Origin of the sequence: Thermopolyspora flexuosa, from assembly GCF_006716785.1 — a bacterium.
Lineage (GTDB): Bacteria > Actinomycetota > Actinomycetes > Streptosporangiales > Streptosporangiaceae > Thermopolyspora > Thermopolyspora flexuosa.
Genome location: NZ_VFPQ01000001.1, coordinates 872,197 through 892,285, shown reverse-complemented (window position 1 = coordinate 892,285; position 20,089 = coordinate 872,197). Strand labels below are relative to the sequence as shown.

18 protein-coding genes and 1 tRNA gene are annotated in these 20,089 nt (G+C 75.2%); 6 read left to right on the top strand and 13 right to left on the bottom strand.

Going from position 1 to position 20,089, the window contains the following annotated elements:
- Positions 1–117 precede the first annotated feature (117 nt).
- Positions 118–765, bottom strand: coding sequence for a TetR/AcrR family transcriptional regulator (locus tag FHX40_RS03940; protein ID WP_142258349.1), 648 nt, complete (start codon positions 763–765; stop codon positions 118–120).
- Positions 766–915: 150 nt separating this feature from the next.
- Between FHX40_RS03940 and FHX40_RS03935 the strand changes: the two genes are divergently transcribed.
- The gene (locus FHX40_RS03935; protein ID WP_142258348.1) at positions 916–2,439 is read left to right on the top strand and encodes a serine hydrolase domain-containing protein; all 1,524 of its coding nucleotides are present in this window, start codon (positions 916–918) and stop codon (positions 2,437–2,439) included.
- 119 nt (positions 2,440–2,558) lie between these two features.
- On the opposite strand, the gene FHX40_RS26000 is transcribed toward FHX40_RS03935, so the two are convergent.
- The 3 genes from FHX40_RS26000 to FHX40_RS03920 form a co-directional block, all read right to left on the bottom strand.
- Positions 2,559–3,686 carry a lytic polysaccharide monooxygenase auxiliary activity family 9 protein gene (locus FHX40_RS26000; protein ID WP_142258347.1) on the bottom strand — a complete coding sequence of 376 codons (1,128 nt, stop codon included), beginning with the start codon at positions 3,684–3,686 and terminating at the stop codon, positions 2,559–2,561.
- Positions 3,687–4,061: 375 nt separating this feature from the next.
- Positions 4,062–5,480, bottom strand: a complete 1,419-nt coding sequence (locus FHX40_RS03925; RefSeq protein WP_142258346.1) for a HAMP domain-containing sensor histidine kinase — start codon at positions 5,478–5,480, stop codon at positions 4,062–4,064.
- A gap of 10 nt (positions 5,481–5,490) precedes the next feature.
- Positions 5,491–6,171, bottom strand: coding sequence for a response regulator transcription factor (locus FHX40_RS03920; protein WP_142258345.1), 681 nt, complete (start codon positions 6,169–6,171; stop codon positions 5,491–5,493).
- A 50-nt stretch (positions 6,172–6,221) separates the two neighbouring features.
- Here FHX40_RS03920 and FHX40_RS03915 point away from each other — a divergent pair, with 50 nt between their 5' ends.
- Both FHX40_RS03915 and FHX40_RS03910 read left to right on the top strand, forming a co-directional pair.
- Complete coding sequence (locus FHX40_RS03915; protein ID WP_142258344.1) at positions 6,222–6,869, top strand: hypothetical protein; 648 nt, start codon at positions 6,222–6,224, stop codon at positions 6,867–6,869.
- Positions 6,870–6,924: 55 nt separating this feature from the next.
- Positions 6,925–8,115: a sensor histidine kinase gene (locus FHX40_RS03910; RefSeq protein ID WP_142258343.1), complete on the top strand. Its 1,191-nt coding sequence runs from the start codon at positions 6,925–6,927 to the stop codon at positions 8,113–8,115.
- Positions 8,116–8,163: 48 nt separating this feature from the next.
- Here FHX40_RS03910 and FHX40_RS03905 read toward each other — a convergent pair whose 3' ends face one another.
- Both FHX40_RS03905 and FHX40_RS03900 read right to left on the bottom strand, forming a co-directional pair.
- The gene (locus FHX40_RS03905; protein WP_142258342.1) at positions 8,164–10,779 is read right to left on the bottom strand and encodes an FtsX-like permease family protein; all 2,616 of its coding nucleotides are present in this window, start codon (positions 10,777–10,779) and stop codon (positions 8,164–8,166) included.
- Positions 10,776–11,552, bottom strand: a complete 777-nt coding sequence (locus FHX40_RS03900; RefSeq protein WP_142258341.1) for an ABC transporter ATP-binding protein — start codon at positions 11,550–11,552, stop codon at positions 10,776–10,778. The genes FHX40_RS03905 and FHX40_RS03900 overlap by 4 nt, the downstream gene beginning before the upstream one ends.
- A gap of 124 nt (positions 11,553–11,676) precedes the next feature.
- Between FHX40_RS03900 and FHX40_RS03895 the strand changes: the two genes are divergently transcribed.
- Positions 11,677–12,327, top strand: a complete 651-nt coding sequence (locus FHX40_RS03895; protein WP_142258340.1) for a response regulator transcription factor — start codon at positions 11,677–11,679, stop codon at positions 12,325–12,327.
- Between the two features lie 98 nt (positions 12,328–12,425).
- On the opposite strand, the gene FHX40_RS03890 is transcribed toward FHX40_RS03895, so the two are convergent.
- Together FHX40_RS03890 and FHX40_RS03885 are read right to left on the bottom strand one after the other, a co-directional pair.
- Positions 12,426–12,498, bottom strand: a tRNA-Lys gene (locus tag FHX40_RS03890).
- Between the two features lie 335 nt (positions 12,499–12,833).
- Entirely contained in the window at positions 12,834–13,604 is a 771-nt protein-coding gene (locus tag FHX40_RS03885) for an NERD domain-containing protein (RefSeq protein WP_142258339.1), read from the bottom strand.
- Between the two features lie 203 nt (positions 13,605–13,807).
- Between FHX40_RS03885 and FHX40_RS03880 the strand changes: the two genes are divergently transcribed.
- Complete coding sequence (locus tag FHX40_RS03880; protein ID WP_142258338.1) at positions 13,808–14,410, top strand: TetR/AcrR family transcriptional regulator; 603 nt, start codon at positions 13,808–13,810, stop codon at positions 14,408–14,410.
- A gap of 16 nt (positions 14,411–14,426) precedes the next feature.
- On the opposite strand, the gene FHX40_RS03875 is transcribed toward FHX40_RS03880, so the two are convergent.
- From FHX40_RS03875 to FHX40_RS03865, 3 genes are all read right to left on the bottom strand, one after another.
- Positions 14,427–15,632 (bottom strand): acyl-CoA dehydrogenase family protein, encoded by a 1,206-nt coding sequence (locus FHX40_RS03875; RefSeq protein WP_142258337.1) that lies wholly within the window; start codon positions 15,630–15,632, stop codon positions 14,427–14,429.
- A complete protein-coding gene (locus FHX40_RS03870; RefSeq protein WP_142258336.1) occupies positions 15,632–16,630 on the bottom strand; it encodes a phosphotransferase family protein in 999 nt (332 codons plus the stop codon). The genes FHX40_RS03875 and FHX40_RS03870 overlap by 1 nt, the downstream gene beginning before the upstream one ends.
- A 94-nt stretch (positions 16,631–16,724) precedes the next feature.
- The gene (locus tag FHX40_RS03865) at positions 16,725–17,303 is read right to left on the bottom strand and encodes a TetR/AcrR family transcriptional regulator (protein ID WP_211350152.1); all 579 of its coding nucleotides are present in this window, start codon (positions 17,301–17,303) and stop codon (positions 16,725–16,727) included.
- Between the two features lie 51 nt (positions 17,304–17,354).
- On the opposite strand from FHX40_RS03865, the gene FHX40_RS03860 reads away from it, so the two are divergent.
- Positions 17,355–18,509, top strand: coding sequence for an FAD-dependent oxidoreductase (locus FHX40_RS03860; RefSeq protein ID WP_142258335.1), 1,155 nt, complete (start codon positions 17,355–17,357; stop codon positions 18,507–18,509).
- Between the two features lie 69 nt (positions 18,510–18,578).
- Here FHX40_RS03860 and FHX40_RS03855 read toward each other — a convergent pair whose 3' ends face one another.
- Both FHX40_RS03855 and FHX40_RS03850 read right to left on the bottom strand, forming a co-directional pair.
- A complete protein-coding gene (locus FHX40_RS03855; protein ID WP_142258334.1) occupies positions 18,579–19,445 on the bottom strand; it encodes a DMT family transporter in 867 nt (288 codons plus the stop codon).
- A gap of 151 nt (positions 19,446–19,596) precedes the next feature.
- Positions 19,597–19,992, bottom strand: a complete 396-nt coding sequence (locus FHX40_RS03850; RefSeq protein WP_142258333.1) for a VOC family protein — start codon at positions 19,990–19,992, stop codon at positions 19,597–19,599.
- Positions 19,993–20,089: the final 97 nt, after the last annotated feature.

Genomic DNA, 20,089 nt, shown 5'->3' with positions numbered 1-20,089 from the left:
ACGGGATCCTTCACTTTCCGATACGCGGCGGGCGACGGAAAGTATCAACGGCGCCGCACCCGTTTCACCGATCCGCAGGCCGTACGGCCGGCCGTCGCGGGTCACCGGTCCCGGTGGTCACGGCCGGTCCGCGTACTGGCGGCACTCGCCGGTGAACACGAGCGCGAGCTCGGCGGCGAGGACCGAGTCGACGAGCTCGGCCGCGGGGATGCCGCGCACGCCCTTCGGGTCGCGGTAGACCTGCAGCGCGAGCCCTTCGGTGACCGCGGCGAGCCGTACCGCGGCGGGCCACGGGTCGAGGCCGGGGTCGACCTCGCCGCACTCCTTGCCGTTGTGCACCGCCTGGGCGATCTCCGCGCGGAGCGCCCGCCCGGTCTCCGCGTCGATCTCGGCGAGCCGGGGCACGTCGAGGGCCCGCCCGGCGAACGCGCGGGCCACCCGGAACTCGGCGCGGCGGGTCTCGTCGAGCGGGACGAGCTCGGCGAGCGCCTCGGCGAGCACCCGCCGGATCGGCCGCCGGTGCCGGACGCCGTCCCGCACCCGCTCGTCGACCCGGCTCCGGATACGGGCGGTGACCTGGGCGAACGCGTGCAGGAGCATCTCGTCCTTGGTGCGGAAGTAGTGCTGCACGAGCCCGACCGAGATGCCCGCGGTGGCGGCGGTGCGGGCGACGGTGACGGCGTCGAGGCCGTGCTCGGCGATCAGCGCACAGACCGCCGCGGCGATCTGGCGGCGGCGCTCCTCGTGATCGGCGGTCCTGGGCACTTGATGACCATACCGCCGTACGGTAGAACCGTACCAGCGTACGGTTATCCGCCGATCCCCCAGTCGTGATCAACGAACGACCTGCGCTTCGGCGGCCCCGATAACCGTATGGACATATTGTCATCCGTCCCAGCGACGCCGAGGATCGCCATGTTCCCGCACCTCCGGCGCACCGCCGCCTTCGCGGCCCTGGCCGCCGTCGCGCTCGTGCTCGCGCTCGCGCCCGTGCCGCTCCGCGGCGCGCCGGCCGCCGTGGCGCACGCCCCGCCCGGCCGGTACGACGCGCTCGACGCCTACGTGCGCGACCGCATGGCCGCGACCGGCACGCCCGGGCTCGCGTACGCGGTCGTCGGCCCCGACGGGCCGCTCCACCGGCGGGCCTGGGGCGTCGACGGGAACGGCGAGCCGGTGACCGCGGCGACCCCGTTCCTGTGGGGCTCGGTCGCCAAGCCGGTCATGGCCACGGCGGTGCTCGCCCTCGTCGACGCGGGGCGGCTCGGCCTCGACGACCGGGTCGCCGACCACCTGCCCGGCTTCCGGTTCGGCGGTCCCGCCCACGCGGCCCGGGTCACCGTCCGCCACCTGCTCGAGCACACCTCCGGCCTGCCTCCGGCGGCCGGGTACGCGGTGACCGACTGCCACGGGTCCGGCTGTCCCCGCCCCGCCGGCCGCCTCGCCGACCTGGCGGACCTGCGGCCGATCGCCCCGCCCGGGGCCGCCTACGCCTACACCAGCGCCAACTACCTGGTGCTCGCCGCCGTCGTCGAGGCGGTCACCGGGCGTCCGCTCGCCGAGCACCTGCGCACGGCCGTGCTCGGCCCGGCGGGCATGGACCGGGCGATCGCCGACGCCGCCTCGGCCGCAGCGCGCGGGCTACCGCCCGGCCACCAGCTCCTCTGGGGCGTCCCGGCCCCGATCGCCACCGGGGTCGACGACCACGGCGCGGGCTACGGCTACCTCGGCGGCGACCTGGACGACCTGGCCGCGTTCGCCGCGCTGCACCTGCGGGCGGGCGCCACCGCCGGCGGCCGTGCCGTACTCCGCCCCGAGACGGCGGCGCTGATGCGGCGGCCCGCCGTGCTCACCGGCGGCCGCGCCGCCTCCTACGGCCTGGGCTGGCGGGTCGGCGGCCTGCCCGCCCCGCTCGACACGGCCGTGTGGCACACCGGGGGCGTCCCCGGGTACTCGGCGACGCTGTTCCTGCTGCCCGAACGCGGCCTCGCCCTCGTCCTGCTGCAGAACCTGTACGGCGTGCTGCACGACGCGGCGGTCATGGAGGTGGGCTTCGGCGCGGCCCGGCTGCTCGCCGGGGCGACCGCGCCCGACGGGCGGGCCTCGGCGGCGCCGTACCTGATCGCGGTGTGGGGGGTGACCGGCGTGGCGGTGGCCTTGGCGCTCGCCGTGGCCCGCACCGTCCTTTTGCTCCGCCGTCCTCACCCGGCGGTTTCCCCGCCGCGGCGGGTGGCGGCGACCGTGGGCTGGTGGGGGGTGGGCCTGCTGCCGGGGATCGGCCTGCTCGTCCTCGGCGGCCGGGTGCCGCTGCGTCAGGTGTGGACCTGGACGCCCGATGTGTTCCTCGCGCTGTGCGCCGCGGCGGCCGCCGGCGCCGTCCTCGTCGTGCTCCGCCTCGTCGCGGCCGTACGGCCACGCGGGGATGGAGGGGGCGGGTCGTGAGGGCTCTAGGACTCGATGTGGCCGCCCTTCCGGGGTGTGGCCCGGGATGCCGGCGGACCACACCCCGGAAGATCACGCCCGGCGTGACGGGACGTTCACGCCGCGGCGGATCGCGCCACTCAGCGCGCGGACCGGGACCCGGTGACCGTGAAGACGGCCTTCGCCACGCCGCCGTCCGCGCAGCGGACCTGGACGACGTGGCGGCCGGTCCGGGCGGTGTCGGCGACGGTGAAGGTCGGGTACCAGCTGGTGGCACGGGCGGGGGCCGTGGCGACGCTACGCCGGAACGCGGTGGAGGCGACCGACCGGACCCGGCTGCCGGAGCACACGGCGGACACCGTGACCGGCTGCCCGCGGGTCACCTGCGCCGGGTGCACGCCGATGCCGGTCGTGATCCGGCTCATCGCGTCGCCGGTGCCCTTACCGGAGGTGGGGGTGGGAGTGGGACTGGGCAGCGGATGGTCGTGGTCCGGCTTGGGCACCGTGGTCGGCGGCGGAGTCGTGCCCGAGGTGGGCGCCGTGCTCGGCGCCGAGCTCGGGGCGGTGGCCGGCGCGCTCGGGGCCGTGGCGGGGGCGCCCGAACCGGCGGAGCCGCCGTTGAAGATCACATCCGAGCACGAGTAGAACGCCTCGGGGCTGTCGCTGCGCTGCCAGATCGCGTAGATCAGGTGCCGCCCGCTCTTGTTCGGCAGCCGGGCGGAGATCGTGTAGGCGCCGTCCACCAGCGGCGGATCGGTGACCGTGACGAACGGCGCGCTCTCCAGGTCGGACCAGCGCAGCGGCTTGGTCGGGTCGTAGCCGTCCTTGGTGACGTACAGCTCGAACGAGCCCCGGTGCGGGGCGGTCGCCCGGTAGGTGAAGGTGAACTGGGCGCCCGCCGTCAGCGGGGTCGCGGGCCAGTCCGCACGGGCCTGGTCGAGCCCGCGGTACTTGTCCCGCCCCGCGCTGCACAGCTTGCCGTCGGGGATGATCTCCCGGTGCCGCCCGGCCGCGTCGGGGATGTTGACCTCGTTCCAGTCGTAGAGGGGCTGGGTGCCGCCCAGCGCGACGGCCTGCTTGCAGGCGTCGGACTTCGGGCTCTCCGGGTTCTCGTTGCGGCAGACGAGCGCACGGCTCGGGGGATTCTGCATCGTCCCGTGCGCGAACGCCGGCTCGGCGAGCACGAGCGGCACCAGCGGAAGCACGGTGGAGGCCGCGACCACGGCGGCGATGGAAGCCGTACGGCGGGCATTACCGGTGGTTTGCATGTCCCACAGACTGGCCCGCCGCGCGCACCGAAATCCTGCTCTTAAGCCGCCGTTAAGGCGCTGTTAGGTGCCCTTTGAGAGCATGATCGCGGATCAAGGCCGAACCTCGGTGACCGGCGGCGACACCGGTCACGCACCGCTCCGCCGTGCCGGCCGAACCGTGCGCGACGGCTCGGCCGGCACGGCACCGGCGCGGACCCGGCCCCGGAAACGGCCCGTCCGTAAAGTCCGCGCCGAGCGGCCTGCGAGCGGACGCGGCGGCGCAACCGATACCGGACGTCCCGACCCGGGACGCGGCAGGGAGCCCGGCCCGCGGAACCGCCCCGAGCACGCCCGAACGGCCGCTCCCCGGGTCGGAGGCCCCTGCCGACGGGCCTACGAGCGGACGCGGCGGCGCAACCGGCGTGGGGACGTGGACTGCGGGGCGGTGCGGAGCCAGAGCTGGACGGAGGCGCCGCCGAGCACGGGCGAGCGGTCGATCTTCAGCGTGCCGCCGGTGGACTCGGCGAGGCGGCGGGCGATGTCGAGGCCGAGGCCGGTGGACCCGGCGCCGCTCGCCCCGCGGCGCAGCGCGGTCTCCGGGTCCCGGATGCCGGGGCCCGCGTCGGCGACGAGGATGCCCACGGCCTCGGCGCCCTCGTGCAGGGTCACCGTGAACGCCGTGCCCTCCGCGGTGTGCCGGAACACGTTGCCGAGCAGCGCGTCCACGACCGCGGTGAGCTCGGTCGCGGGCACCGGAACGAACACGGGCGAGGCCGCGCCGACGAGGTCCCACGGCCGCCCCTGGTCCTCGGCGAGCGCCGACCAGAACTCCAGCCGTTCCCGCAGCACCTGGGCCGCGTCGCACCAGCCGGACGCACCGCCGCCCGCAGGCGGGCCCGCCGCCTCCGCCCGCTCCGCCGTACCCACGGACGGATCACCCGCCCGGCCGGCCGCAGGCCGCCTGCCCGAGGAGTACGGCGAGGCGGTGTTGCGGGCCCGGGCCGCGGTGATGATCGCGTCCACCTCGTGTTCGAGCCGGTCGAGGGCCTGCCGGCTCGGCTCGGCCTCCGGGCCGAGGCGGCCCAGGCTGAGGCGCAGCGCGGTGAGCGGCGTGCGCAGCCGGTGCGACAGGTCGGCGACGAGCTCGCGTTCGGCGGCGAGCAGCTCCACCACCCGGTCGGCCATCGCGTTGAACGCCCGGCCGGCCGCCACCAGCTCGGGCGGCCCGTCCGGCTCCACCCGTACGCCGAGGTCTCCCGCGCCGAGCTCGGTGGCCGCGCGGCCGAGCCGCCGGGTCGCGCGCACCAGCCGCGTGCCGAGCCGGTCGGTGACGAGCACCGAGCCGATCACCAGCACCACGGCGAGCAGCGCGAGCACCGCCCACGACCGGCCCACGCCGCGGGTGAGCGCCTCCGGCGGCACGTACACCTCGATCACCGCGCTCCGCCCGCCGTCGAGCACGACGGGCCGCAGCAGCAGCCGCCCCTCGCCGAGCTCCGTGGTGATCGCCCGGTTGCGCCGGGCGGCCGCGGCGAGCAGGTCCGCCGAGGCCCGCGGGGTGCCGAGCGTGTCGCCGTCCGGCAGGTGGATCGCGACCCGCCCCTGCGCGCCGATGCTCGCCAGGGCGTGTTCCAGCCGCTCCGGCTCGGTGGTGATCGCGAGCACGGGCACGAGCGCGGCGGCCTGCCGCTCCCCGTCGGCGATCGCCCGCGCCCGGGCCGCCTCGCGCACCACCATGCCGAGCGGCACGAGGAACGCGAGCGTCACCATCGCGGTACACGCGACCGCGAGCAGCACGAGCGAGCGTCGCATCGCCGGCCGTTCAGTCCCGCGGCGCCGACAGCATCACCCCGACGCCCCGCACGGTGTGCAGGTAGCGGGGGGCGGCGGCGGTCTCCCCCAGCTTCCGCCGCAGCCAGGACAGGTGCACGTCGATCGTCTGGTCCTCGCCGTACGCCTGGCGCCACACCTCGGTGCGCAGCTCGCGCCGCGACACCACCCGGTCCGCCCGGGCGGCGAGGTAGGCGAGCAGGTCGAACTCCCGGCGGGTGAGCGAGAGCGGCACCCCGTCGAGCGTGGCCTCCCGCCGGTTGAGGTCCACCTCGAGCCCGCCCACCCGCAGCACCGCGGGCGGGGCCGCGGCCTTCCGGGTACGGCGCAGCACCGCCTCCAGCCGGGCCTCGAGGTGCTCGCCGGAGAACGGCTTGACCAGGTAGTCGTCGGCCCCGGCGCGCAGCAGCCGGACGATCTCGGCCTCGTCGTCCCGCGCCGTGGCCACGATCACCGGCACGTCGGAGACGCCGCGCATCATCTTCAGCGCCTCGGCGCCGTCGAGGTCGGGCAGCCCGAGGTCGAGCACGACCACGTCCGGCGGGTTCCGGGTGATCTCGCGGAGCGCGTCGAGCGCCCGCCCCGCGCTGCGTACCGCGTGCCGTCCGGCGAGCGCCTGGATGAGCTCCGCGCGGACGAACTCGTCGTCCTCGACCACGAGCACCGTCGCCATGTGACCCAACGGTAGGGCACGAGATCGCGAAAGATCCGATAATTCAGCGCATGCGACGGGTGGTGGGATATCTGGCGATCTGGTGCGGCGCGACCGCCCTGTCGATCTGCCTGGCCTGGTTCGGGGTACGCGACGTGCTCCGCGCCGAGGTCATCGACGCGCCGTACCCGAGCCTGCCCGTGGCCGAGGCCCGCACCGGCCGTCCCCCCACCCCGGCCGCGGTGGCCGCGCCGCCCACGGCCACCTCCCCGGCCGCGACCCCCGCCGCCCGCCCGAGACGCGCCACCCCGTCCCAGCCGCCCGCCACGACCCGGCCCGCCGCCACCACCTCGCCCCCCTCGGTCCTGACGCCCACGGCCACCCGCCCGGCGGCGACCCGCAGGCCCGCCCCCACGCGCACCTCGGCGAGCCCGCGCGCCACCGCCACCAGGTCCACCCCGCCCGCCATCCGGCGGCCGCCCGGCCCCGAGCCGTCGTCCGAGGTCAAGGTGGTGAACGTCAAGGGCGGCCAGGTCTCCTTCGCGATCGAGAACGGCGAGTGCCGCCTGCTGTCGGCCACCCCCGCCGCGGGCTACGAGGCGCGGGTGAGCGGCAACGTCGGCTGGATCCGGGTCGACCTGATGAAGGGCGACCACGGCTCCTCGGTGTTCTGCACCTGGCACGGGCACGGGCCGGCCACCGACGTCTGGGAGTTCTGACCGGCCCCGGTTCCGGTACGGCTCGCGCCGGGCGGGCCGCCCGTAGGCTGAGGGCATGTCGCGGGTCCTGGTGGCGGCAGGGGCGGTTCGCGGGGGGATGCTGCTGCTCGCGGACGCCGTCCTCGCGCTGATCGTGTTCATCCTCACCGCGGACCAGGGCGGCGGTGGGATGCCGGAGTTCGGGGCGTTCGGCGGGCCGGGCCCGCCCGTGCAGACCGTGGTGGCCGCCGTGGTGGCGCTGCCCGTGCTGATCCGGCGGCTCACGCCGTATCCGCTGCTCGTGGCCGGGACGGGGGCCTGGCTGGTCATGACCGCGCCGTGGGGCCTCGCGGTCGCCGCGTACACGCTGTCCGCCGGCCTGCCCGCCGCCGGGCCGGAGGCCGGGCCGGCCGGGGCGCGCCGTACCCGATGGCTCGCGGCCTTCGCCGGTGCGCTCGCGCTGCTGGTGTTCGGGCGGCTGCTCGCCGAGCGGGTCTCGGCCGGCTACGCCCTGCTGCTCACCGTGCTGGTGGCCGGGACCCCGGTGCTGCTCGGCCTGTGGGTGGGCGCCCGCCGGGCCCTGGTGGCGACGCTGCGGGAGCGCGCCGAGCGGCTGGAACGCGAGCAGGCCGCCCTCGCCGAGCGGGCCAGGGCCCAGGAGCGCGCCCGGATCGCGCGGGAGATGCACGACGTGGTCGCCCACCGGGTGAGCCTCATGGTGGTGCACGCCGGGGCGCTGGAGAGCACCCTCGCCGACGAGGCGGCCGCGCGCATGGCCGGGACCATCCGCGAGATCGGACGGGAGGCCCTCACCGAGCTGCGCCAGGTGCTGCGGGTGCTGCGCGAGGAGGGCCAGACCGCGGCCGTCGAGCCCCAGCCGGGCATCGACGCGCTCGACCGGCTGGTACGGCGGTCGCACGAGGCCGGCCTGCCCGTCACCCTCGAGATCGAGGGCGAGCGGCGCGGCCTTCCGGCGGCCGTGGAGCGCGCGGCCTTCCGCCTGGTACAGGAGGCCCTGACCAACGTGCACAAGCACGCCCCGGGCGCGCCGACCACGGTACGGCTCCGCCACGCTCCTGACGCGCTTGAGGTGACCGTCCGCAACGCCGCCCCGGAGCGCGCACCCGACACCGTCCTCGGCACCGCCGGATCCGGCCTCGGCCACCACGGCCTGCGGGAACGCATCCGGCTGCTGGGCGGCACCTTCGACGCGCGCCCCCGGCCGGACGGCGGCTACGAGGTCCACGCCACCATCCCCTGCGAGTGAGGCCGGCGTGCACCGCGCCACCGGCCTCACGATCCGGACCGGCCGCCGTCACCCCCGGGCGATCGCGCGGAGGACGTCCACGCGGGCGGCGCGTCGGGCCGGGCCGGTCGCGGCGAGCACGGCCGCGAGGGCGCCGACGACCACGGTGACCGCCAGCCACCCGACCGGGACGGACAGCACCTCGATCTCGCGCGGCACCGCGCGGGCGGTCAGCCAGGCGAACGCCGTACCGAGGACGACGCCGAGCAGGACGCCGAGCGTGGTGACGATCACCGCCTCCCAGCGGATCATCGAGCGGGCCTGCGCGCGGCTCATGCCCACGGCGCGGAGCAGGCCGAGCTCGCGGGTGCGTTCGATGACCGACAGCGCCAGGGTGTTGGCGACGCCGAGGACCGCGATCACCACGGTGAGCAGCAGCAGCCCCAGCCCGAGGGCGAGCACGCTCCCGACCCGGCCGGCCATCGCCGCGCGCGCCTCCGCGGCGTCCTGCAGCAGCACCGGGTACCCACGCAGCGCCGCCTCGAGCGCGGGCCGGATCTCCGCGACGCCCACCCCGTCGTCGAGCTCGATGAACGTGCTCGTGTCGCCCTGGAGCGGCTGCACCGCGGCGGCCCGCTCCCGCGAGAGCATCATCTCCGCCTGGAAGCCCTCGGGGAGGCGCTCGGGGTCGTAGATCGCGACCACGCGGGCCTGCGCGTCCCCGGCCGCCGGCCCGCCGCCGACGAACGTCACCGCCAGGCCGTCGCCGACCCCGACGCCGAGGGTGCGGGCGAGCCGTTCCCCGAGCGCGACGAGGGGCCGCCCGGTGCCGCCGTCCGCGGCGAGCGCGGCGAAGTCGCCGTAGACCACGGGCACGTCCATGACCCGCATCAGGGTCCGCGGCTGTACGGCGAGCGGCGTGAGCGCCGCCCCGGCCACCCTGACCTGGGCGGGCCGTACCGCGCTGACCACCTTCACCCCGTCGACCGCGGCGACCGCCCGGGTGGCCTCCGGCGGGAAGCTCGACAGCCCGTCCGGCCGCACCCAGTAGTCGGTGAAGGTGATCTCCCGGATCCGCGCCCGCTGGGTGGCCTCCAGGCTCGCGGTGACCACCAGCGTGAAGCCGACCAGCCCCACCCCGAGAACCAGCGCGGTCGCGGTGAGCGCGGTCCGGCCGGGGTTGCGGGCGGCGTTGCCCTGGGCGAGCCGCGCGGGCAGCCCGCGCAGCGCGGCGGCGGGCGCGCCGATCAGGCGCGCGACCGGCCCGGTGCAGCGCGGCGCGAGCAGCGCCGTCCCGGCGAAGGCCGCGAGCGCGCCCACGGACAGCGGCACCAACCGGCCGGTGGCGTCCCCGTCGTCCTGCCCGCCGAGCGGCGCCACCGCGAGCGCCACGGCCCCGGCGGCCAGTAAGGCGAGCCCGGCCCGGGCCGCCCGGCGCCCGGCGGCGGCCCGCGGCGGCCGGTCGGCCTCGCGCAGCGCCTGCATCGGCGGCACCCGCCCGGCGCGCACCGCGGCCGGGAGCGCGGCGAACACGGTGGCGACCACCCCGGTGGCCAGGCCGATGAGCGCGCCGCCCGGGCTCAGCACGGTCGGGTCCCCCGGCCCGAGGACGAGGTCGACGCCGGCCACGGCGAACAGCGCCCGCAGCCCCTCGGCCACGCCGTACCCGAGCAGCACCCCGGCGGCGCCGCCGGCGAGCCCGATGGCCGACGCCTCGGCGAGGACCACGACCGCCACCTGGCCGCGGCCCGCGCCGAGCAGGCGCAGCAGCGCGTACCGGCGGGTGCGCCGCGCCACGGTCACCGCGAACGTGGTGAACACGATCAGCCCGGCCGCGAGCACCGTGATGCCGGAGAACACGAGCATGCCGGTCGCGAGCGGCCCCAGGTTCATCCGCCAGATCAGCTCGAAGGTGTCCCGGGCGGCCTTCTCGGCCGGGACGATCTCGTGGTCGCCGTCGCCGATCGCCTGCGCCACCGCGCGGTGCAGCCGCTCGGCGGGCACGCCGGGCACGGCGGCCACGCGCAGCTCGACGGGGTCGCCGAGCCGCGCGGCGGCGGCCCGCGTGGGGACGAGCACGCCGGGCGTGAACAGCGGGGCGTGCGGCGCGGGGTCGGCGTCGCCGTAGTCGAACACGCCGGTGATCGTCACCTCGAACGCGGCGGCGGGCAGCACGAGCCGCACCCGGTCCCCGGCCGCGAGGCCGTACGCCTCCGCGGTGTGCCGGTGCACGACCGCCTCGGTGGCGGTCACGGGCGGGCGGCCGGAGCGCAGCGTCTGGTCGCGCAGCCGCGCGTCCTCGATCCAGTTGCCCAGGTACAGCCCGGCCCGGTCGAGGCGGGACCCGCCGTCCCGGCGGCCGAGCCGCTCCCCGCCCGGCCCGGTGATCAGCACGGTCTCCCGGTGGACCGGGGCGACCGCCGCGACGCCCGGCGCGGCGGCCACCGCGCTCGCCACCCGGCCGGGCACCCGCGCGTACCGCTGGGTCCCCAGGCCGCCGACCGGCCGCACCACGCCCGCCGCGTTCCGCCCGCCGTCGACGTACCGGACGTCGAAGGCGGCGCGCACCGAGTCGACGAGGACGAGGGAGCCGACCACGAACCCGACGCCGAGCGCCACCGCGAGCAGGGTGGCGAGCAGCCGCACCGGCCGGGCCCGCAGCTCCCCCAGGGCGAGCCGGATCACGACCGGCCCCCTTCCCCGCGCGCCGCCACGAGCTCCAGCCGCCGCAGCCGCTCCACCACCCCGGCCACGGTCGGCTCCGGCAGCACGTCCCGGATGCGGCCGTCGGCGAGGAACACCACCTGGTCGCCGTAGGAGGCGGCCCCGGGATCGTGGGTGACCATCACCACGGCGGCCTCGCCCTGCCCGGCGACGTCCCGCAGCAGCGCGAGCACGCCCGCGCCGGTGCGGGAGTCGAGGTTGCCGGTGGGCTCGTCGGCGAAGATCACCGCCGGGCGGGTCACCAGCGCGCGGGCGACCGCCACCCGCTGCTGCTCGCCGCCGGACAGCTCGCTCGGGCGGTGCTCCAGCCGGTCGCCGAGCCGTACCGTGTCCACCACCCGGTCGAGCCAGCCGGGGTCCACCCGGCGGCGGGCGAGCAGCGCCGGGAGCAGGATGTTCTCCCGCGCGCTCAGCGTCGGCACCAGGTTGAACGCCTGGAACACGAACCCGAGGCGGTCCCGGCGCAGCCGGGTGCGCTCGCGCTCGCCGAGCGCCCACACGTCGGTCCCGTCGATCAGCACCCGCCCGGACGTCGGCCGCTCCAGCGCGGCCATGCAGTGCAGCAGGGTGGACTTGCCGGAACCGGACGGCCCCATGACGACGGTGAAGCGGCCGGCCGGGATCGTGACCGACACCGCGTCGAGCGCGACCACCCGCGTGGCCGCCTCGCCGTACACCTTGGTGAGTTCGCACGCCGCCGCGGCCACCCCGCCGGGAGCCGGCAGGCCTGTCATCGTCCCTCCTATCGGCCGAACTGCAGGTCACTACGATGGTTCGGCGGAGCGGGGGCGGCGGGATCGGCCGATCGTCTACGATCGACCCCCCACGAAAGTCGGATGTCCGGGCCGGAGGTTCTCCGTGATTCGCGTGCTGCTGGTCGACGACGAGCAGCTCGTTCGCCAGGGGTTGCGGATGATCCTCGAGTCCGCGGGGGACATCGAGGTGGTCGCCGAGGCGGCCGACGGCGGCGAGGCGGTCGAGCAGGCCATCCGGCACCGGCCGGACGCGGTGCTCATGGACATCCGCATGCCCGGCGTGGACGGGCTGACCGCGACCGAGCGCATCGCCGGCCTGCCCGACCCGCCGAAGATCGTCATGCTCACCACGTTCGAGCTGGACGAGTACGTGCACACCGCGCTGCGCCACGGCGCGGTCGGGTTCCTGCTCAAGGACACCCCGCCGAAGGACCTGATCCAGGCGGTGCGCACGGTGGTCGAGGGCAACGCCATGCTCTCCCCCAGCGTCACCAAGCGGCTGATCGAGGAATTCACCTCGCACGGCTCGGCGCGGGCGGCGGCCGCGCGCAGGCGCCTGGAGGCGCTCACCGCGCGGGAGCGGGAGGTGGTGATCGCGGCGGCGCACGGGCTGAGCAACGCGGAGATCGCCCACCGGCTGTACATGAGCGAGTCGACGGTGAAGGCGCACATGAGCCGGGTGCTCGCCAAGCTCGCGCTCAGCAACCGGGTGCAGGCCGCGATCCTCGTGCACGACGCGGGCCTGCTCGACTGATCCGCCCGGTCCCGGTGGCCGGTACGGCGGGCGTCACGCGGCCGGAACGCCGAACGGGCACCCTCCGCGTGGAGGGTGCCCGTCCTGCGTTGTTCGAGTGCGCCGCCAGGGACTCGAACCCCGAACCCGCTGATTAAGAGTCAGCTGCTCTGCCAGTTGAGCTAGCGGCGCGAACGAGAGAAAGCGTAGCGCATCCGGCAGAGTGCTTCGAACCAGACGCGGCCCGCCCGGACCAGAACCTCATTCGGTACGCCTGGGATTCCTGTGGGCGGAGCGGAACACGCGCCGTGGCGCACGCGGGCACACCCGCCCGGTGACCTGCCCGGACGCCGGTGCCCCTCCCCGCCCGCCCCGGTGGCGGGCGTCATCGCCCGCGCCGCTCCCGCGTGAGCCACGCCACATCACCCGGTACCGCTTCGGCCCTGGGCGGAGCGGCATGGAACGGCGCGACGCGGCGGCCCGGCCACGCCGTACGCACGCGGCCGGGGCTCGCCGAGCGGGGCCGGTCAGGCGCGGCGCAGGATGCGGGCCGCGGTGCGGGAGAGGAGATCGACCTGCTCGTCGGTGAGCTCGCCGGTCGGGTGGGAGAGGATCCAGCGCGGGATGCGCCGCGGGTAGAGCACGGTGATCCCCTCGGCGACCACGACGCCGCGCACGTGCTCCCCGGCGGTGATCTTCCCCCCGTGTACGGCGAGCAACGGCTTGGCCTCGACGGTGATGCCGGTCTCCCGGCCGAGCAGCTCGGCGAGCTCGTTCGCCACCTGGATGAGCTCCTGGGCCACCTTCGTGCCGGTGCGCTCGCCGAGGAACAGGCGCGAGCCGTACCGGGCGATGTCGGTGTCGGGCGCCCACGCCTCGTTGTCGATCACCCACATGCCGCCGGGGCCGATCACCAGGTGGTCGACCGAGGCCTTGCCCGGGATGGAGCGGCCGTCGAGCACGTGGTAGCCGCGGCGGCGCAGCGTGCGGCGCAGGATGCGCCCGGTGATGACGTCGCCCCGGCGCTTGCCCCGCCACACCGCGGTGGACTCGTGGGCGCGCCAGGCGAGGTAGAAGTCGGCGCCGGCCGCGACGATCGCGCCGAGCACGGCCATGACGAACGAGTTGAGGGAGAACCTGATGGCGAGCACGACGCCGATGATCAGGCCGATCACGGCGATGACGCCCCGCCGTTTCAGCCGCGCCTCGCGCCCCTGAGCCCAAAGGTTCTCGTAAACGATCTGGTCGGTGCCGCTGTACTTCTCGTCCTGCGACACATAGATGGAACCACCGGCCACGGCTTTGGGCCCCCCTCGCCTAGGGCTCACACGTGAGACGGGGCGGACACACCCCGGACATCAATGTGAGCCAGTATCGGTGATAAAACAACTCCCCGGACGACCGAATTTTCGGTTGCGGACGGGCCGTCGGTTGTAGATATGCGCCAACGTTCCAACCGACCAGTCGGTATCCTTGACCGGGGGGCAAGGAGGAGAACCCGATGGCGCGTAACGCAGCCCGCAGCTCCACCTCCGAGGAGCCGGTACGGCAGCGCCTGCTCAGCGCGGCGACGCGGCTGTTCGCCGAGCGGGGCTTCGAGGGCACCTCGGTGCAGGAGATCGTCGACGCGGCGGGCGTCACCAAGGGCGCGATGTACCACTACTTCACGTCCAAGGACGACCTGCTGCAGGAGATCTACGCGCGGGTGCTCCGCATGCAGATGGAGCGCCTCAACCGGTTCGCCGACTCGGACGCGCCGGTCGCCGAGCGCCTGCACGCCGCCGCGATGGACGTCGTGGTGACCACGATCGAGAACCTCGACGACTCCAAGATCTTCTTCCGGTCGATGCACCAGCTCGCCCCCGAGATCCAGAAGGCGGTGCGGGCCGACCGGCGCCGCTACCACGAACGCTTCCGCGACCTCGTGCTCGAGGGCCAGCGCAGTGGCGTGTTCAGCGACGCGGTACCCGCCGAGATGGTGGTCGACTTCTTCTTCGGCTCGGTCCACCACCTCGGCATCTGGTACAACCCGGAGGGCCCGCTCTCCGGCCGGGACGTGGGCCGCTACTTCGCCGACCTGCTGCTCGCCGCGCTGCGCCCGTAGCGGCCCCGCCGGCCCGTCACCCCTGGTACCGCTTCAGCTCCCGCCAGGCGAGCGAGCGCTTGTGCACCTCGTCCGGCCCGTCCGCGAGCCGCAGCGTGCGCGCCGCCGCCCAGAGCGCGGCGAGCGGGAAGTCCTGGCTCACCCCGCCGCCGCCGTGCACCTGGATCGCCCGGTCGACGATCTCCTGCACGGCCTTCGGCACGGCCACCTTGATCGCCTGGATCTCGGTGTGCGCGCCCTTGTTGCCCACCGTGTCCATGAGCCAGGCGGTCTTCAGCACGAGCAGCCGCAGCTGCTCGATGGTCACCCTCGCCTCGGCGATCCAGTCCTGGATCACCCCCTGGTGGGCGAGCGGCGCGCCGAACGCGGTACGGGACCAGGCCCGCCGGCACATGAGCTCGAGCGCGCGCTCGGCCATGCCGATCAGCCGCATGCAGTGGTGGATGCGGCCGGGGCCGAGCCGCGCCTGGGCGATCGCGAAGCCGCCGCCCTCCTCGCCGATCAGGTTGCTCGCCGGCACCCGCACATTCTCGAAGATCAGCTCGGCGTGGCCGCCGTGGTCGGCGTCGGTGTAGCCGAACACGTGCATGCTCCGCCGTACCGTCAGCCCGGGGGTGTCGCGGGGCACGAGCACCATGCTCTGCTGCCGGTGCTTGGGGGCGTCCGGGTCGGTCTTGCCCATCACGATGAAGATCCGGCAGTCCGGGTTCATCGCCCCGGAGATGAACCACTTGCGGCCGTTGATCACGTACTCGTCGCCGTCGCGCTCGATCCGGGTGGCGATGTTGGTGGCGTCCGAGGAGGCCACGTCCGGCTCGGTCATCGCGAACGCCGAGCGGATCTCGCCGCGCAGCAGCGGCTCCAGCCAGGCGCGCCGCTGCTCGGGGGTGCCGAACATGGCGAGCACCTCCATGTTGCCGGTGTCCGGCGCGGCGCAGTTCGTGGCGGCCGGGGCGATCCGCGGGCTGCGGCCCATGATCTCGGCGAGCGGGGCGTACTGCAGGTTGGTCAGGCCCGCGCCGTACTCGCCGGGCAGGAACAGGTTCCACAGGCCGCGGCGGCGCGCCTCGGCCTTGAGCTTCTCCAGCACCGGCGGCGGCCGCCACCCCGACTCGGCCGCCTGGGCCTCGAACTCCTCCTCGGCCGGGTAGACGCACTCGTCCATGAAGGCGAGCAGCCGCTCCCGCAGCCGCTCGGTGACCTCGTCGTAGGTGAAGTCCATCACTCCTCCTTCAGCGCCCGCAGCCCCCGCTCCACCAGCGGGAGGACCTGGTCGCCGATCGTGTCGAAGCCCGCGCCGACGGTGAGCCCCCGGCTGTGCCGGTAGTGGATGCCCTCGGAGATCACGGCGAGCTTGAAGCAGGCGAGGCCGACGTACCAGCCGAGCCGGTACGGCTCGCGCCCGGTGGCCTCCGCGTACCGCTCGGCGAGCCCGTCGCCGTACCCCTCGGCCTCGCTGTAGATGAGGAACAGCGCGAGGTCGGTGAGCGGGTCGCCGAGGGTGGCCATCTCCCAGTCGAGCACCGCGCCGATCCGGTCGTCCGGGCCGATCACCGCGTTGCCGAGCTTGAAGTCGCCGTGCACGATCGACCCCGGCCCGCCGGGGTGCGGCACGGTCGCGGCGAGCCGCTCGTGCAGCAGGTCGATGCCGGGCAGCTCGCGGCTGCGCGAGGCGTCGAGCTGCCGCTTCCACCGGCGCACCTGCCGCTCCAGGTACCCCTCCGGGCGGCCGAAGTCGGCGAGCCCGACCTCCGCCGGGTCGATCCGGTGCAGCAGCGCGAGCACGTCGGTCAGCTCGAGCAGCAGGCGGACCACCCGCTCGTCGCGCTCCGGCCGGTCCGGGCGGGCGAACTGCGGCGCGCCGCCGTGCAGCACCGTGCCGGGCACGTACTCCATGACGTAGAACGGGGCGCCGATCACCGCCTCGTCCCGGCACAGCGCGTAGGTGCGCGGCACCGGCACGCCCGAGCCCGCGAGCGCGGTCATCACCCGGTACTCGCGGCCCATGTCGTGCGCGGTGGCGAGCACGTGGCCGAGCGGCGGGCGGCGCACCACGAACCGGTTCCCGGCCGCGTCGCGCACCAGGTAGGTGAGGTTCGACATGCCGCCCTGGATCACCTCGGCGGCGAGCGGGCCGGTCGCGATGCCCGCCTCCTCCAGGTACGGGCCCAGGCGGGCGAGGTCGAGTCCCGGCGGCCCGGCAGGCTGCTTGTGCCCCATCACGCTCCCCTGGCTCAGAAGCTCACCCGAGCATACCGACCGTCCGGTATGTGCCGGAAGGCGGCCCACCGGTACGGCCCGGCGAGCGGGCCGGTCAGCGGGAGAGCATGCCGGCGAGCGCCTCGCGCACCACGGCGCGCAGCTCGTCACGCCCGAAGACCGGGCCCGCGCCGGCGGTCGCGTCGAAGATCAGGCCGTCGAGGAAGGCCACGAGCTGGTGGCCGTGCCGTACCGGGTCGGCGGACCCGGCGGCGGTGAGCAGGGCGATGGCGGCGGAGCGGTACTGGCGGCCCGCCTCGTCGTAGACCCGGCGCAGCTCGGGGCGGCGGGTGGCCTCGAGCGCGAGCTCGTACCGGGCGATGGTGGCCACCCGTCCCATGGTGATCAGCCCGTGCACGAACTCGGCGATCAGGTCGGCGAGCACGTCGGGGTCGGTCAGGTCGGCCGCCTCCGCCCGCTCGGCCAGCCCGGCCCATCGGCCCATCTCCAGCTCGACGAAGCGGGCGACGACGAGTTCGAGGAGGGCCGCGCGGGTACGGGCGACGTTCGAGGTGGAGCCGGGCGGCAGCCCGGCCGCCTCGTCCACGGCCCGGTGGGTGAGGCCGCGCATGCCGCGTTCGGCGACCAGCGCCAGGGCCGTGTCCGCCACCAGCTGCGCCCTTGAGGAAAGCACGGGCCTAGACTACACATGTAGTACACTACAGATGTAGTAAAGGAGATGATCATGAAACGTGCGGTGGTGATCGGGGCCGGGATCGGCGGCCTCACGGCGGCGGTCGCGCTGGAGCGGCGCGGCTGGAAGGTGACGGTCTGCGAGCGGGCCCCACGGCTCGAGCCGGTGGGCTCCGCGGTCGCCATCGCCCCGAACGCGCTCGCCGCGCTCGAGACCCTCGGCGTCGGCGCCGCGGTGCGCGACCGGTCGGTGATGCAGGGCGACGCCGGGATCCGCCGGTCCGACGGCCGGTGGCTGCACCGCTCGAAGGCCGAGGCGATCATCGAGCGGTACGGCCGGCCGATCGTCATGCTCATGCGGGCCGAGCTCGTCGGCCTGCTCGCGGACCGGCTCGCCCCGGACGCGCTGCGCCTCGGCACCGCGGTACGGCGGGCCGATCCGGCGACCGGCCGGGTGGAGACCGACGCGGGCGACCTCGACGCCGACCTCGTGGTCGCCGCCGACGGCATCAACTCGGCGATCCGCGCGCAGCTCTTCCCCGGCCACCCCGGCCCGGTCTACACCGGCCACACGAGCTGGCGCATCGTGGTCCCCCGCCCGCCGGGGCCCTGCCCGTACGGCGAGGTGTGGGGCCGCGGCCTCGTCTTCGGCGCCGCCGGTCTCACCGACGACCGGATGTACTGCTACGCCACCGCCCCGGCCCCGGCCGGCGCCACCGCGCCCGACGAGCGGGCCGAGCTCGCCCGGCGGTTCGCCGGCTGGCCCGACCCGATCCCGCGGCTGATCGCGTCCGCCACCCCGGAGACCGTGATCCGCACCGACCTGTGCTGCCTCGACACTCCGCTGCCCGCCTACCACGCCGGCCGGGTCGCGCTGCTCGGCGACGCCGCGCACGCGATGACCCCGCACCTGGGCCAGGGCGCCTGCCAGGCGATCGAGGACGCCGTGGTGCTCGCCCACGTCGCGGCCACCTCCGGCGACCTGGCCGAGTACACGGCCGCCCGGCTCCCCCGGACCACCGCGATCGCCCGCCGGTCCCGCTCCATCGGCCGGGTCTCCACCTGGGCCAACCCGGTCGCGATCGCGGTCCGCGACCTCGCCCTGTCGCTCGCCGGGCGGCTCGCCCCGGACTCCGCGGTCCGGCGGTTCGACGAGGTCTTCACCTGGCAACCCCCGGTCGGGGAGACGGCCGGGCGGGCGGCCTGAGGACTCGCGCCGGAAAACGCGCCGGGCCCCGTCCCGAAGCGGGAGCGGGGCCCGGCGAGAAGGGGCCTGTCAGGGAACGCCGACGGGCACCGGGGGCGTCGCCGACCGATCCCGGGTGATCCGGTCCGGCGCCATCCGGCCGAGCATCACGGTTCCGGCGATGAGGATGCCCGCGGCGATGCTCGCCGGGATGACGTTGCCGATGCCGGTCGGCACGGGCTCGCCGAGCAGCAGCACCCCGGCGAGCACCGAGACGATCGGGTCGACGACCTGGACCACCGCGTACGCGACGCCGAAGTAGCCCACGGCGTACGACTTCTGCAGCAGCACCACCGCCCAGACCAGCAGCAGCGGGATGGCGACGGTGAACCAGTGCAGCAGGCGGCTCAGATCCCCGTGCATGCCACCGCCCACGACCCGCACGAACGTGGACACCGACGCGGTGACCGCCCCCGCCGCGACCGCGAGCGCCATCGCCTTCGCCGCGCCGGTGAGCCGCCGGGCGAGGAGGTGACAGGCGACCACGACCAGCGCCACGGTCGCCAGGAAGCCCACCGCCTCGCGGTCACTCAGCACCGGCGGGACGTTGCTCGTCGGCACGATCAGCACCAGGCCGAGCAGCCCGAGGGTCACCGCGATCGATCCGACGATCTCCAGGCGGTGCGGGCGGCGTCCGTACAACCAGGCGGCGACCGGTACCGCGAACACCAGCGTGGTGACGCTGACCGGCTGGACCACTATCAATGGGGCGAAGCTCAGCGCGACCGCGTGCAGCGCGGCCCCGGCGAAACCGATGGCGCCGCCGATCCACCAGCGGGGCCGCCGTACCAGCTTGAGCGTCGCGCCGTCGGCGACCGCCTCGTACTGCTGCAGCGCCGCGCCGAGCGCGTATCCCAAGGCCCCGAGGAGCGCGATCGAGACCCCCAACCACGTCATCGGCATCCCTCGCGGGCGAGGAATGCGGGCAGGAACGCATAAAGGGACGTCGATCGGGTCATGGGGCAAGCTTACGGGCTTGGCCCGCCCCATCTGCATGGAACGGCGGAGTCACGACCGCATCGTGACCCTCACGTGTGAATTCCGGCGGTCAGGAGCGCTGCGGGCACACGCAGAACAGGTGCCCCTCGGGGTCGGCGAGGACCGTCCAGTCGTCCCCGCCGGGCTGGAACTCGGGCTTGGCCGCGCCGAGCGCGAGGTAGTCGGCGACGGCCTTGGCCACGTCGGGAACCCGCAGGTCAAGGTGGAACTGCTTGCCCGGACCCGGCCACTCCGCGGGCCGGCGCTCGGGCACCCGGGCGAAGTAGATCGTGTGCGTGCCGTCGCCGATCGCCGCGTACTCGTCCGCGGCGTATGTGATCTCGTAGCCGAGGACGGTGGCGTAGAACTCCGCGAGCCGCCGCGGGTCGGCGCAGTCGATGGTCACCGCGATCAGCGTGGCCCGCGTCACCGTGGACTTCGTCACATCCGTCGTGTTCGTCGTCATGGGCCCCATCGTCGGCCCCATACCTGCCAACTCCTGTCAGGTACGGCGAGCGCCTTCCGCCCGCATGTGGGAACGTGGATGCCGACACCGACGTTGA